This is a genomic window from Dyadobacter bucti (assembly GCF_005869225.1).
In the GTDB taxonomy this organism is placed as follows: domain Bacteria; phylum Bacteroidota; class Bacteroidia; order Cytophagales; family Spirosomataceae; genus Dyadobacter; species Dyadobacter bucti.
In genome coordinates, this window is record NZ_SWFP01000002.1 from 1,183,556 (window position 1) to 1,197,172 (window position 13,617).

Consider the following 13,617-nt stretch of genomic DNA (forward strand, 5'->3'; position numbering starts at 1 on the left):
TTCACTCATTCACTCATTACCTCATTCCCTCATTCCCTCATTATTTCAAAAAGTCCAGCGTCACGTTATTATCTGCCAGGAAATTATTTTCCTTCGCCAGGTCATAGGCAGTCTCGCCAAATTCGGTTTTGAGTTCCTTCTTTGCCCCTAATGATATCAGCGTTTTCATCATTTTATCATCCTTGGCCACCAGAGCAGCCTTGTGCAAAGGAGTAGCTCCTTCTTTATCCTGCGCATTGATGTTGACGCCAAGTGCCGTAGCCTTCTGGAACAGTTTCAGATTTTGTTTTGCTACCGCCAAGTGGAACAGCGTATTTCCGTTTTTCTGGGGCGCTGAAACATCCAGGCCACCGTTTTTCAGTATTTCCAGTTTTTTTTCAAAATCCTGCTCAGCGCGTTCCCTGCCATTTCCACCCTGACCACCGGGACCGCCTCCCGGGCCGCCTTCTCTGTATGATTCGAACCAGTAGTAGGCCAGGTTATTGTCATCTTTATCCAGCACGTTGATATCCGCTCCGTTTTTCAACAACAATGCGGCAACCTCGGATGATCCGCTCGCGATAGCCCTGGTTAACGCTGATTCTCCTTTTTCATTTACTGCATTGATGTTCTTAACCTTAGGCAGCAAAGTCTTCTCTATCAGCTCAACATCTCTTCCGGAAGCAGCCAATATGAGCAAAGTATTGCCTTCATTGTCAGCTTTATTCAGATCCACACCTTTATCGACAAAATAGGCGATTACCTCAGCATTCGGCCTGCGGATAAGCTGGTGCATTATTGTCGCCCCGTCTTTGTTGATCGTTTTCGGATCCAATTTCAGGGTTTCTACCAGATATCTGAAAGTTTCGATTCCATTGCTTGACATTCTGGATCCCTGTGTCGCGAAAAACAAGGCATTGCCGGTCGGTTTAACACCTCTTTTCATCAGCTTTTCCATAAGCTCCTTATTTCCCGTTCTTGCCGCGTAGTCTGCAACCGTGCGCCCGTATTCATCTTTATCCGAAATAGAAAGTCCTTTCGAAATGAAGTAGTCGGTGAGCGTAAGGTCCGGATCTGCGGCCACGCCCAGCATGAGTACCGTGGCGCCGTTTTCATACTTTGCCTTAGGAGACACGCCAGCTTTAAACAAGGCTTCGTAAACCCCCTTGTCCTGGTTTCCATTGGAAGCTGCATTGCCAATGACACTGGCCCCGTGGCTATCGGTCAGATCCACATCAGAGCCTTTTTCGATCAGGTAACTTACCAGCTCTGCATTGCCCCTCGCTGCCGCCCAATGCAGGTACGAGGCGCTGTGGTGCGTTTTTTTCTTCACGCCGTTCCCTTCCTGTTCCACCATAAATTTAATGGTCTCCAGTGGCGCGCCGTTTAAAATGGCTCTGGCAGTAGGATCCCAGGATGCCGCATCCGGCTTGGAAGGACTATTTCCTTTTGCAATTTCGGCTTTAACCTGCTCAACATTCGGTTTCGTTTTCCAGAAATCGGCGCTCATGAGCGTGTTGGCTTGTTGCGCATTTACCTGTAATGCGTTGATTATTAATGCAGAAATAAGGATTTTTTTCATATACTGAGAAGTAGTTAGCTGTTTTTTTTATACAAAAAAGGAGATACAACATGTTTAGCGCTGTATCTCTCTTTGTCAATCCCTGGTCATTTTACGACTTGCATGGCAGCACTTGCAAACGCCATCTGCGTAATCTTACAGCACCTAGTAAGAACCCAGATAACTTGATCCTGTCTTGCCGGTCAATACGCTTCCTTTAATAACATCTTTTGTTTTCCAGTTGATTACGTACAGTCTGCCGGGCAGGTCGGTTGGGGTAAGTGGCACATAGATGTAGTCTCCGCTTACAGCAAGGTTCTGATATTGACCGAAGTTCAACCCTGCCTCGTAATCATTGCTGATCTTGGTAGCCGTTTTAGCGTTCAGATCAATCATTGCGATGTAACCACCATTCCCGGCTATGTTGTACAATACCAGACCAATGCCGTCTTTGATGTATCTCCATGCCTGGATACGTGTACCTGTCAGGCCCAGGGCCTGATCCAGGTCGAAGTGGTAGCTGTTATCGTATTCGTTCGTGTTTTTGTCGATGCGTAGAATGTCCTTTCCGCCAGTTGCGGTAGCCTGGTAAACATGCCCGTCGGTACCCACATACTGCGTCATTGTACGGTATGAATGATTATTGGTTTTAGAGAGCGTAGAGTAAATCAGCTTTGGGTTTTGTAATGAAGGAAAGTCCACCACAAGAGTAGTCGTCCCGAGTGTTCTGTTGGCTGCATCATTAGCCCAGGTTGGGACGCCGCTTGCGTTGTACGACAATTTGGTCGGGTCTACCTTGGCTACGTTGCAGCCGATGAAAACCTTGCTTTGGGCCTGGTTCAAAACCGGAACATCAATACGTCCCACCGAGTAGCCCTGAGCTTCCAGTTCAGCCGTGAAAGGGAAGTCGAATTCAGTGGAGTTAGGCACGCTCGCACCTTTCAGATCGATACGGGCAATCCTTACTTTTCCTCTTCCGTACTTATAAACGTGGTTTGGTGCAACCCCATCCGAAATCGTCTGAAATCCGGTCAAATGTACGCCGATCCCGATATCCTCGGCCGCTTTGGTCCAACGTGGAGAAGTTCCAATGATATCCGAAAGATCCAGCTCATTGCCTGTATCCTGGTAATCTTTTCCGCCCTTTACAATATACTTGTTAAACACACCGCCATCTTCGCCTGTATACTGGATGTTGTACAGTTCAGTACCATCCTCGGATGCCTGCACCCGGGCAGTACGGGCAGATCTCAGGCCAAATCCGTTGTCGTAAATATTTACCGAGAAATTGGGATCGATTGCCTGTTCGTGGGTAATGGCATAGGCCATTGTTCCACCGTTACCCGCTGTTCCTTCGTCATCGGGAATCGAAGCGGTCAGTGATATAAATTCTCTCGTCTCACCCGGGGTTTCTCCGCCCGGACCCGCTACCTCGTCGTCCTTGCAACCGCCAAAGATCACGGTAACACCCAGTATAACTGCTTTAAACAGACTTTTTTTCATTTTGAAGTTGGTTATAAAAATTTACTGATTGTATAATTTAACTTGATTGAGATTGCTCTTCCCGGCTTTTGCACGCCGAAATTGTCGTACATTTCCGCATTCAGGATATTTTTAAGGTCAAGACTTGCCACCATTTTCCCATTGGGGAACCGGTAGCTTGCACCAATATCATGGTAAAACTGTGTAGGCGTAGTGAACCATTCCGACTCCATCCAGACTGTTCCGAAAGGACCTACGAAGCCTGTGTTATAGTAAATGTTGAGTACCGATTTTTTCTGGAACTTGTCATTGAGGCGATACTGGACACTGCCGTTCATCGTAAAAAACGGCTCGTTGGGCAGCTGTAAATTGTACAAATCGTGCGGTTTACCCTGCTGATCAAATTTTTGTTTGAATAATGTATTGAATTTGGAAAAGTTGAAAAGGGCATTCAACCGGTTATCATACACATAGATGATCTCACCCTCAAACCCTCTGGACTGTGTCCTTCCTATGTTCACATATCTTGTCACCTGTATATCCGCATCACTCTCTCTTCCCGGAACGATCTGGTCTTCCACTGCCTGCTGGGTGATTTTGTTGAAACCATTTCTCCAGAATGCACTGGCATAGAGCGTAAGTTTATGTTTGCCTGCCTGAATCGGGCCGTGCCGGAATCCAATGTTATAATTCACATTCTTCTCAGGCACCAGGGCCTGGTTTTCCAGGATATTGTTTTCGGGATCCCCGTACAGCTGGTTCTCGGTAGCAGCCACATAGGAGTTTTGGGTGGACCCGATGATGTACATTTTGGAAATGACATTGTACGACACCGTAGCGCCATATCCTGTGTTATTGTTGACGGTTTTCTTTTGAACCCTGTTAACAATATTGACCCCATCTTGTTCAACCAGCTCAGGCCGTGTCTGGATGGTCCTGTTGGAGGTGTATTTACCTAATAAATTTGTTTTCAGCTTATCGTTCAGCAGCTGGGCTTCATAGTTGACCGCGAAGATGTTGTTCATCACACTACTTACAGTAACCATATCTTTATTCACCGGATTGAGCAGGTCGTTGTCATCCCTGTCGGTTGTTTCCAGTTTGTGGTTCAGCGAGATCCTGTGTCCGGGGAAGACGGTATACCCCAGGTTGGTACGCATGTTGGTGATCTGCCGGTTCACTTCCACAATGCTTTTGGCGCCCTGCTGGCCCATGCCCGCTGTCGGCGGAACGGGTATTACCTGACCGTTCCTGATGAGCATCCGCGGATTTCCGTCCCAGTTATAAACCTGGCCGACCGTATCCTGAACATAAGTGCTCCTGTAACTTCTGACGGCATTTACATTAATCGCCAGCCCCTTGGCCAGAAAATTGTTCTTATTGTAATTCAGACTTACGACATGCGCCTTGTACTCGCCAAATCTGCCTACATACGGCCTCGCCATCGTAGTACCGTGCGGTATTTCGGCGTAAGTATCTGAAATATTGTATCCCAGAAAAAACTGGTCTGCCCATTTCACATTGGTGAACCCCGCCTCAAACCGCGCACCTACAGACTTATATTGGTTGTTGAATCTTTTGGCCCTGTAATAGCGCTCCAGCGTCCGGTCGGGATGTACAAACTTGGAAAATTTTCCCCAGGTCGTGTAACTATTGTCGGTATACGTATAGAAGCCAGACGCTCTGGTCGTGAAGCCGCTTTTCTTATCGCGGTATATGCCCGAAAGATCGGATTGGAATGTATTGAATGACCCGTAAGATACTGCGGCTGTAATGTTGTTTTGGGAAGCGTCCTTTTTGAGCACTACATTGATAGCCCCGCCGACATAATCACCTGTAAGGTGGGACGGAAGCACCCCTTTATACACCTCGATGCGTTCTATCATCGCAGGAGGAATGTTGTTGAGATTGAATGAAGAACCATAGGTGGATATTTCGATCCCATCCAGGAAAAGACCAACCGCACTGCCGGACATCCCGTTCAGATTGTATTCCACACGTGATCCGACACCCCCGTTTTGACGAACGCGCACACCTACGGCCCGGTCCAGGAGTTCATTGGTCGTGAGGTTTCTCAGGGAGGCTTCTTTGGTTTCAATGACCGCAACCGCGAACCCGGTTGTTTCAATCTGCTTTTTTTCGGTTTTTTGGACGATCTGTACCTCGTCGAGATCCTGGGCAGTCCGTGTTACCACCAGGTTAATCTCGTGAAATGGCTTGTGTATGTGGAATCTGGAAGTTTTGGTTTTTATTTCAACAGATGTAATGACGATATCCTGGTTTCCGTAAGGCACGTCTTCGAGCAGGAATGTACCATCCGTTTCAGAAAAAGTGGCGATATTGGTGTCCCCTATCCTGATGGTCACGAAGCTTACGACCGCACCCTTTTCATCCCTCACTTTGCCTTTGATAGTTGCTTTTTTCGGGACGGATGTCTGTGCGGAAGTACTGAAACAGAATAGTGTAACTATTGCGGTAATGAGTAAAGTATATTTCAACAACATCAGTTTTGTTCCTTAATATTTGTTGCCCGGCAATTCACACCGCTTTTTGTCAAGATCGGGAGAATCTGAATACCGTCTTATTTAGACTAATTATATCGAACGCAAAGATAGAGACCGGGATTAAGCAAAAATGACGTTTAAGGGAGTTTTGGTGACGCGACAGGGAGTATTCGGTTCAAGAAAATCAAAACAGGGCCTTGAAGAATGAAACCCATTAACACGAAAAATACAGGAAGAGGTTGCCCCAGATGCAACTGTGACGGCCTTTTGGTTTAAAATCCAGTAGTGTTCGGCAGCCTCGCAACAAAGATATTTCGCGAAGCCAAATTTTTATGTCAGAAATCAGCCGGGCGACAAAGTCAAGACCGACGATCAAATCAGAGAGGAATTCCTTTTACTTTTAAAAAAACAGAGAGGAAAAAACAAAACTTACCCATAACCAGCAACTTATTCAAGCTTGTCCGGAACCACTCCCTCAGCGCTTGTCAATCTCCGACTCCAAACGTGACTTGTAATCCTTCCATACCGAGATCGTATTTTGCACCAGCGCCGGTTTGTCTCCCTTGATATTATAACACTGCACGCCGATGGGCCCTGTGAATTTCAGATCCCTGACCAGATATTTAAGCAAGTCATAGTTGTCGAAGTTACCCTGTCCCAACGGAAGTATGTAGTCGTCCCAGATGTTTTTATTTTTTGACTGTACATTGTTTGCCCCGGCTATTGTCACCATTTTGAGATATGGTTTGAGCTCTTTCAATTTTGTTTTCAGCTGGCCGCGCTCGGATAACGGTGTTGTCGCGATCCAGTGGCAAAGATTAAATGATAAGCCGGTGTTCTCTGATTTAATCCGCTTTGCCAGCGCCAGGGCGTGATCGGTGGTTTCCACATAAAAACCAATGTGCGGGTAAATCGCTAACTGTAATCCGGCTTGCATTGCCCAGCCGGCGACCTGGCTTACAAGACCTGCGGCCAGTGAATCGGCTGCCTCCGAAGATTTAAATTTCCTGGAATCGCCTGTTATAAATGGAGCGATGATCGTTTTGCTGCCTTGGAGCTGCATAATGTATGCTTGTAAACGCTGATCTATATACGGCTCATCCAGTGAAACTTTGACATAAAAATAACTGCCCCGGAAGTGGTACTTGTCTAGTGCACTTTTCATTCCTTCAAAACTGTCGGTCTGGTTGATCTCGATTCCATCGAAACCTGCATTTTGGATCAGCTGCACCTGTTTTTCAAAGGTATTGTAGACAGAATCGCCGCGAATAATATTATGCAGTGCAAAAAAATCGTTGGTAACCTTTTGTGCAAAACCTGCTTTCCAAAAACTGCCGATTATCAGCGTCAAAATAATAAGTCTCATGATATTTTTACAATTTAAATTCTAAACTACCCCTTGCAAAACAGTCTATTTCTAGAAAGCGCGGTAATCGCAAAATTCCGACAATTAAGTTCATTATTTTAATCATCTCTTTGCAACAAATAGCGCTTCATTTGCATAAGCCACTCCCACACCCAAGCTTGTAACCAATAATATACCTGTAAATCAGCACATTAACTCGCTAATCAACAGTAAAAACCACCAATCCCGGCTTTTCCTTATTAAAAATTCCTTCACCTAAAACTTTGTGTTATGCGCCAGAAAGAGAATACGCTGCTGTACAAGTGGTTTAATCAGGTTTGGAATGCCAAAAATGAAGCTGCAATTCCGCAGCTTATGACTGATAATGCTGAATTTCAGGGTATTGATGACAGCCTGCCGAAGGGCGCGCCGGGCTTTCAGGCATTTTACAAAATCTTCACCGCTCAATATCATGACATCCGGATCGACGTGGAAGATGTTGTTTCGGAGGATGATATGGAATCGGCCCGAACCGTTATTTACGCAACACATACCGAGACGCAGAAACCGGTCGTCGTGCCGGGTCTCTGCATGATCAGGGTCGAATCTGGAAAAATCGCTCAGGCCTGGAACAGTTATGACTTCGCGTCAGTAGATGCGCAGATAGGAAAGAAAAAAGCCGCCTCCTGAACAGGAAACGGCTTTTCGTGGAGAATGCTCTTTCACCTTGTCATAATTTTTCAAACTTTACCACTCTGTGTTCAATCGGTTTGATGGTATTCAAATAGGCGAAGATTGCGGCGAGGTCTTGTTCTTTCATTCCCGAGTACATAACCCAGGGCATTGGCGTATTCAGTTCGTCAGGTGCAACCTGTGGTGATACATAACTGCTGTCGGTATAGGCTTTGAAACGCGCTACGAACGCTTCTTCCGTCCAGGTACCAATCCCGGTTTCTTTGTGCATGGTGATGTTAGCCGAGCGCACAACCCCGTTCGGACTTCTGAATTCCATTCCTCCGCCAAACTCCGTTCCGGGGATCACGCTGCCTTTCTCCGTTTTGCTGTGACACTCCACACACCCGGTGGCCGTGATCAGATATTTTCCATAAGCCAGCTGATCCGCTTCAGAAGGCCGGTTTGTAAAGGCAGCCTCCTGAGGCATTGTATTAATAAGGATGTTGACCGGGAAATCCGGTTCCGACTGCGGGATATTCGTTTGCACCGGTGGCAGCCCGCGGATGTAGGCGATCACCGAATAAATATCCTCCTTGTCGAGCTGGCCGAAACGGTGATAGCCCATCACGGGAAACAATGCTTTTCCGCTTTTATTGACACCTGTTGTGACGGCACGAAAAATTTCTCCGTCCGTCCAACCTGCCAGTGCATAGGGTGTGATGTTGGGCGCATAAAATTTCCCGGGAAAACCCATTTCCTGGGTAAATTCCTCGCCACCACCACCCAATGACCCGGTAAGTGGCCCTGCATATCGCGACCAGTCCCGCGTGCTGTGGCAGTCCATACATACGGTCACATGATTGGCCAGATATTTTCCACGCTCAATACGGGCCGCAGTTCTTTCTATTTTAAGATCCGGCGCGGCGGCGATATTGGGGAGGGCTGTTTTGACATAAACAATGGCCGCGCCAACCAGGACCAGCAGGCCGGCAAGTATTAAGCCGGTAATTTTTAATGCTTTCATTTTTGATGGGATGGTTTTTTATTAATAGCTGAGCTTAACGATCGTTCCGTCCTTGTAACTCGACAGATAATAGGTTTTGTCGTCTGCGCGAACGATGTCAGTCGGTTGGGAAACGAAGTCCAGAATGGTATTACCGTCCTCGTCCAGAACTCTCCCCGATTTTTCCTCAAACCCTTTCCCGAATATCCCGTGCTGCAGTACCAAAGCCCTGTTGTTAACAGAAAGCACTATTCCCGAAAGGGTCGTGAAACCGGTTTTGTAATCACTGTAATTTCCGTCCTGATCTACCTGATAGATTTTTGCATCGCCGGGCGTGAAAGGGAAGCCTGTTAAAATGGTAACAAAGAACTTGGTTCCGTCATAAACAATGCCTGTCGGCACTGCATCCACACCAGTTGAAGCTTCGGGGAAATGGGTGAACAGGCTTAGCTCGCCCGATGTCTTATCCCTCTTGAAAATCGCATTACTGCCCGCGTCAACAATGAACAAATGATCGTCCGGCCCGAATACAAGGTCGAATGCATTGGAATTCAGCGGATTGACCAAGGCCAGACTTTTGATATAAGTTGCAACATCCTGGGAAGGAATGTCATCGATGCTGACAGGCATGTCACCCGTTTTGAACGAAGATACATCGGCTGTATACAGCCTTCCATCCAAACCATGCAGGAAATATAACTTTCCGTCGCGGTAAAGCAAATGTCCGATTCCTTCTGTTGACCCCTGATTGGTGATTGACCGCAACCCGGCTACAAATGTTGTTTTCGTGCCGGAAGGCGTGATCATGGCTATGCTCGCGTCATCGTTGTCGTTACCTGTGCCGGCCTCGGTTACCCAGATATTCCCCTTGTCGTCCATCGTCAGTCCAACCGGTGATTTCAAGCCGGATACAAAAGGCTCGGAAGAGAAAGATTCAGGCTCAGGAATATATGATTCATGGTCCGTGCAGGCCAGGACAAAAAGGAAGGTTACTAAGGTTGAAAGCGAGTAAATAAATTTTTTCATGTTCGTTAAATGGAGTTTTACTTGATAATTGCATCCTGGAGTCCTGCTTTGCTGGCTTTACGGGTCTGGGAAACCCAGGCGTTTGCGGGGAATTTGAAGTTTCTTCATTTCGGGTTTTAGCTATTAACGTTGAGTAAAATCTAAGTATCTGAGAAGCGGCTTAGCTGAAAATGATCATAGCACGCGCCAGACTTATATTGATGCTTGATTTTGTGCTGACAAAAGAAGGCAATGCAACCGCAAGGCACAATAGCAAATTCTTGCTATACGCATGTCTAATTTGATTGAAAGACCATTTTTAATGCTCAGACCGGGCGTGGTTTGATGTGGTCGGGCACCGGTCAGCATCCCTTCTATTCAGTCGCTAAGGGTTACAGATATTCCTGTACATGAAAACGTAGGCATAAAAAGTACCTGCGGGATGACATAAACGCCAACTAAATGGTAAATTGCTAAATAGTACTTTATTTATCAATTATATAATTTATTTTAAACTGGATCGTGTATGAGAGAAAATCTTTTCAAACCTTTTTTCCTTTTAATCTTGCTCCTGGCAGCTGCGGGATCTCCTGTTTTTTCGCAGGGTCTTACAGTAACCGGGACTGTAAAGGATGAAACCGCGGCTATGGTTCCAGGTGCTACTATTCTGGTAAAAGGTACAACAGTTGGAACAAACACGGACGCAAGCGGGGCTTTTAGCATAAGGGTGCCGGACCAGGCATCGATTTTGGTGATTTCCGCAGTGGGTTATGTTGCTCAGGAAATAACAGTAGGACAAAAATCACCCCGGCAAATCCCTTGCTAATATCTGATTTCCAACATTCCGCCACATTTTTTGGTGAAATTCTGCGGCGGGGCGGCTTTACAAGATCTGAATGGTTGGCACAATACCCCTCCGCAATAGTCCTGAAACCCCACCACGGATTTTGCATGCCTGCCATAACTTTGATTCCCAAAAATGGGCATTTACAGAAATGAACAAAACACATTAACACAACTAAAATGAGAAAGGTAGTATTATTCGCACATATGTCCCTGGATGGTTTTGCAGGAGATGTCAATGGTGGTCTCGGTTTTCTGACGTATGATCAGGAGTTGCAACAATATGCCGACGAGGTGGTCAAAACAGTGGGGGCGCCTTTATATGGCAAAAGCACTTATCATTTAATGGAAGGCTACTGGCCTACGATATTAAACAAACCTGGTGCCGACCAGCATTCGCTGCAACATGCGCAATGGGTGCAGGATATCCCCAAAGTAGTGTTTTCGACGACACTGGTCACCGCAGACTGGAACAACACGACACTCGTCAAAGACAATGTTGCAGAAGCCGTGCGCAAGCTCAAAGAAGAGCCGGGCAAAGACCTGGTTATATTCGGCAGCCCGGGCCTCGCCAAGAGTTTCATGAATCTGGGACTGATAGATGAATGTAAACTAACCCTGCATCCTGTGCTTCTGGGAAACGGCATCAGTCTGTTCGATGGCAATATGGCCAAGAGGCCGTTGAAGTTGTTGGAAAGTAAAACCCTCAGATCGGGCGTGGTAACACTGCACTACGAAGTGGTCAGGTAAGTCCGGCACTTGCTTACAGAAGCTTGGAAAAAGAAATCAGCGAATATTTTTTCGCAGAAAAGACGAACTGTCCGGCGGCAGAAGGTTTAGGAGCGCCGATGGAATTCCTCCGGCATGGATATTTTAGTTGCAGGTCATTCAACCAACAATATACCATCAAACCTTTTTGTGTTATGAAGACAGTCGTAGGGATTTTTGAATATGAAAGTGATGCACAGAACGCACAAAACTACTTGCTCGCCAATGGCTTCGGGGATGGTGATGTCGATATTAAAACTGCCAGTTACAAGTCGGAGGAAACCGAACCACACGTCGACTCGGACGACAACCTGTTTGAAAGGATTGGAAATTTCTTCCAGGAGCTGTTCAACGAAGATCATGACGAGCGGGAGCAGTTTACCGAAGCTGGCAAACGGGGCACGATCGTAACCGTGCACGCCGAAAGTGCGGACGAAGCTGTAGCTGCCGCACACATCATGGATGAGTACGGTGCCCTCGATGTGACCAATGGCAAATCCAATCCGCAACCAGGCGTCCGATATGAAGATCTGATCCTCAATCCTGCTAGTGTTTCAGACGGCGATAAAGTAACGCCAAAGAGTGTGGATGCTCGCGGAGTGTATTTAAAAAGCCGGATCATCGACCGGCCGTTACTGCAGGAGCACCGTCTTCGTCAACGGCCTTTTTCAGCCGGCGACTCAGCGAATGTCGACCCGGAAAAAGATACAGCAGCGTTAAACAAAACGATCGATCAACGTGACGCGCTGATCAATGAAATTGTCGAAAACGACGAATTGAAAGAGAAATAGCCGTATATACGCCGCCGGTTCGCAAAGAGCCGGCGGCGCAGGTGATTGTTGAAAGACTTTTTTTGTTTTAATTTGTTAGCCAATATAATTTAGAATTTACGCAACAGGACTGATCATGCTCTCGACTAAGCCAAATATCGATACACTCACTCACGGACTAAGAAAGGCGGTTTCTACTCCGGAAACAGCCAAGAGCACGAAGGAACAGAAAGATTTAGTTACAGCATTAAGCTTGGCTATCAATGAATTACGAGATACTCTAACAAAAAAGACTTCTGGCGCTAAGATCGTAAGCACCTATCTGGCCAAGCTAACCTGGGTTGATATCACAGACGAAAAGGTCAGGGAGACCATTGCAGGATTACTCGATTCATCGCTGGCCTGGTACAACCTGGAGTTGGAATACATTCAAACAATTCAGCCGATAATCAACAATGGGCTTGCGGCAAATGAGTATAAGGTTTACAAAGAAGCTGTCGAGGATCTGGGTGAAGCGATTTCTGATCTAAAATCAGCGGTGATAACATTGCCTAATTCCAAAGAATTCAATGATGCTATGAAGGAACTTGCAAATCTTTGATGAAAATTTTCTGCACAGCCGAGTTTGAAAAGATATTTAAAAGGCTCAGTAAAAAGAATGCTTACAGAGATTTAGAAAAAGAAATCGTCGAATATTTTTTCGCAGAAAATATAGACTTCTCAGGTAGCAGACGGTTGGGTGGCCACGCGGAAAATCCGTATATAAAAAAGCGTTTGGGAGGTTCCGGTGGATACCGAGCCTACTTTTATATCATAGTCAAGGACAATAGCTTGTATCTGATGTTCCTCCATCCCAAGACCGGCCCTGACGGATCGACAAATATCACCGACGAAGCTAAAACGCAACTCCTTAGGGATTTAATTTCGGATATTAAATCGAAACGATTGCTTTGTGTCACGAAGCATGAAAGTAAGGAGCAATTGGTATTCACGGTGGCGGAATAAGTGCTGGCATGCATCATCTGGAAAAATAGCCACCCCTCTATCCAAAATTTCCCGCTTACAAACAAATATTTATCGATAATCGATAAATATTCACTACATTCGCCATGTCACTTTAAGCTTGATAAACATGGTAATCAAAATTCCCACCCAATGGATATTGCGTACGCTGCTGTTTGTGTCATGGTTCATTTTTGTCGGACTGAGTATTGAGGCGGGCGCATTTCTGACCAACGCAGTTTTTGCGGTTTTTAAACCATCCGCTGTTCCGATCCTGTGGCAGCAGACCGACTTGTCGGACCTGCTGAGGCATGACAGGGGCTACTTTGCAGTCATCGTCCTGTGCTCGGCGATCGTTGCGGGCCATAAGGCTTGCATGTTTTATCTGATCATCAAAGCCCTGTTGAAAAAGAACATCAGCATGATCCAGCCATTTAGTATCGAAGCGAAAAGACTCGTGCTTAATCTTTCGTATTTAACTTTTGCCATCGGACTGTTTTCAACAATGGGCTATAAATATACCCATTGGCTGATCAGCCAGGGCGTAAAAATGCCGGATACCGAATCTCTGCATTTCGATAGCGGTGACGTTTGGTTTTTTATGGGTATTACCCTTTTGGTGATAGGACAGATATTCCGGAGAGGAATATAAATTCATGCCGAAAATGATCTGACGATTT

General features: G+C 46.2%; 13 protein-coding genes. 7 read left to right on the forward strand and 6 right to left on the reverse strand.

The window, feature by feature from the left end; translation table 11 throughout:
- Window positions 1-40: 40 nt before the first annotated feature.
- The 4 genes from FBF61_RS09680 to FBF61_RS09695 form a co-directional block, all read right to left on the reverse strand.
- Window positions 41-1,561 carry an ankyrin repeat domain-containing protein gene (locus FBF61_RS09680; RefSeq protein ID WP_138476985.1) on the reverse strand — a complete coding sequence of 507 codons (1,521 nt, stop codon included), beginning with the start codon at window positions 1,559-1,561 and terminating at the stop codon, window positions 41-43.
- A 144-nt stretch (window positions 1,562-1,705) separates the two neighbouring features.
- The gene (locus tag FBF61_RS09685) at window positions 1,706-3,043 is read right to left on the reverse strand and encodes a DUF4374 domain-containing protein (protein WP_138476986.1); all 1,338 of its coding nucleotides are present in this window, start codon (window positions 3,041-3,043) and stop codon (window positions 1,706-1,708) included.
- 11 nt (window positions 3,044-3,054) lie between these two features.
- On the reverse strand, window positions 3,055-5,526 hold the full coding sequence (locus FBF61_RS09690; RefSeq protein ID WP_138476987.1) for a TonB-dependent receptor: 2,472 nt from the start codon (window positions 5,524-5,526) through the stop codon (window positions 3,055-3,057).
- A gap of 475 nt (window positions 5,527-6,001) precedes the next feature.
- Window positions 6,002-6,892 carry a sugar phosphate isomerase/epimerase family protein gene (locus FBF61_RS09695; protein WP_138476988.1) on the reverse strand — a complete coding sequence of 297 codons (891 nt, stop codon included), beginning with the start codon at window positions 6,890-6,892 and terminating at the stop codon, window positions 6,002-6,004.
- A 270-nt stretch (window positions 6,893-7,162) separates the two neighbouring features.
- Between FBF61_RS09695 and FBF61_RS09700 the strand changes: the two genes are divergently transcribed.
- Window positions 7,163-7,561, forward strand: a complete 399-nt coding sequence (locus FBF61_RS09700) for an ester cyclase (protein WP_138476989.1) — start codon at window positions 7,163-7,165, stop codon at window positions 7,559-7,561.
- A gap of 40 nt (window positions 7,562-7,601) precedes the next feature.
- Here the strand turns inward: FBF61_RS09700 and FBF61_RS09705 are convergent, their stop codons facing one another.
- Window positions 7,602-8,570: a c-type cytochrome gene (locus tag FBF61_RS09705; RefSeq protein WP_138476990.1), complete on the reverse strand. Its 969-nt coding sequence runs from the start codon at window positions 8,568-8,570 to the stop codon at window positions 7,602-7,604.
- Between the two features lie 21 nt (window positions 8,571-8,591).
- The gene (locus tag FBF61_RS09710) at window positions 8,592-9,575 is read right to left on the reverse strand and encodes a ScyD/ScyE family protein (RefSeq protein ID WP_138476991.1); all 984 of its coding nucleotides are present in this window, start codon (window positions 9,573-9,575) and stop codon (window positions 8,592-8,594) included.
- A 505-nt stretch (window positions 9,576-10,080) separates the two neighbouring features.
- Between FBF61_RS09710 and FBF61_RS09715 the strand changes: the two genes are divergently transcribed.
- From FBF61_RS09715 to FBF61_RS09740, 6 genes are all read left to right on the forward strand, one after another.
- Window positions 10,081-10,380, forward strand: coding sequence for a carboxypeptidase-like regulatory domain-containing protein (locus tag FBF61_RS09715; protein WP_138476992.1), 300 nt, complete (start codon window positions 10,081-10,083; stop codon window positions 10,378-10,380).
- A gap of 197 nt (window positions 10,381-10,577) precedes the next feature.
- Window positions 10,578-11,147 (forward strand): dihydrofolate reductase family protein, encoded by a 570-nt coding sequence (locus FBF61_RS09720; protein WP_138476993.1) that lies wholly within the window; start codon window positions 10,578-10,580, stop codon window positions 11,145-11,147.
- Between the two features lie 173 nt (window positions 11,148-11,320).
- Window positions 11,321-11,956: a hypothetical protein gene (locus tag FBF61_RS09725; RefSeq protein ID WP_138476994.1), complete on the forward strand. Its 636-nt coding sequence runs from the start codon at window positions 11,321-11,323 to the stop codon at window positions 11,954-11,956.
- Window positions 11,957-12,071: 115 nt separating this feature from the next.
- Window positions 12,072-12,536, forward strand: coding sequence for a hypothetical protein (locus FBF61_RS09730; RefSeq protein ID WP_138476995.1), 465 nt, complete (start codon window positions 12,072-12,074; stop codon window positions 12,534-12,536).
- Window positions 12,536-12,940: a hypothetical protein gene (locus FBF61_RS09735; protein ID WP_138476996.1), complete on the forward strand. Its 405-nt coding sequence runs from the start codon at window positions 12,536-12,538 to the stop codon at window positions 12,938-12,940. Before FBF61_RS09730 ends, FBF61_RS09735 begins: the two co-directional genes overlap by 1 nt.
- A 127-nt stretch (window positions 12,941-13,067) precedes the next feature.
- Window positions 13,068-13,589: a hypothetical protein gene (locus FBF61_RS09740; RefSeq protein ID WP_138476997.1), complete on the forward strand. Its 522-nt coding sequence runs from the start codon at window positions 13,068-13,070 to the stop codon at window positions 13,587-13,589.
- The last annotated feature ends 28 nt before the right edge of the window (window positions 13,590-13,617 follow it).

Excerpts from the sequence above, each read along its gene's own strand:
- FBF61_RS09715 (WP_138476992.1), top strand. The coding sequence starts at position 10,081 with ATGAGAGAAAATCTTTTCAAACCTTTTTTCCTTTTAATCTTGCTCCTG.
- FBF61_RS09705 (WP_138476990.1), bottom strand. The coding sequence starts at position 8,570 with ATGAAAGCATTAAAAATTACCGGCTTAATACTTGCCGGCCTGCTGGTC.
- FBF61_RS09725 (WP_138476994.1), top strand. The coding sequence starts at position 11,321 with ATGAAGACAGTCGTAGGGATTTTTGAATATGAAAGTGATGCACAGAAC.
- FBF61_RS09710 (WP_138476991.1), bottom strand. The coding sequence starts at position 9,575 with ATGAAAAAATTTATTTACTCGCTTTCAACCTTAGTAACCTTCCTTTTT.
- FBF61_RS09735 (WP_138476996.1), top strand. The coding sequence starts at position 12,536 with ATGAAAATTTTCTGCACAGCCGAGTTTGAAAAGATATTTAAAAGGCTC.
- FBF61_RS09700 (WP_138476989.1), top strand. The coding sequence starts at position 7,163 with ATGCGCCAGAAAGAGAATACGCTGCTGTACAAGTGGTTTAATCAGGTT.
- FBF61_RS09690 (WP_138476987.1), bottom strand. The coding sequence starts at position 5,526 with ATGTTGTTGAAATATACTTTACTCATTACCGCAATAGTTACACTATTC.
- FBF61_RS09685 (WP_138476986.1), bottom strand. The coding sequence starts at position 3,043 with ATGAAAAAAAGTCTGTTTAAAGCAGTTATACTGGGTGTTACCGTGATC.
- FBF61_RS09695 (WP_138476988.1), bottom strand. The coding sequence starts at position 6,892 with ATGAGACTTATTATTTTGACGCTGATAATCGGCAGTTTTTGGAAAGCA.
- FBF61_RS09680 (WP_138476985.1), bottom strand. The coding sequence starts at position 1,561 with ATGAAAAAAATCCTTATTTCTGCATTAATAATCAACGCATTACAGGTA.
- FBF61_RS09720 (WP_138476993.1), top strand. The coding sequence starts at position 10,578 with ATGAGAAAGGTAGTATTATTCGCACATATGTCCCTGGATGGTTTTGCA.
- FBF61_RS09730 (WP_138476995.1), top strand. The coding sequence starts at position 12,072 with ATGCTCTCGACTAAGCCAAATATCGATACACTCACTCACGGACTAAGA.
- FBF61_RS09740 (WP_138476997.1), top strand. The coding sequence starts at position 13,068 with ATGGTAATCAAAATTCCCACCCAATGGATATTGCGTACGCTGCTGTTT.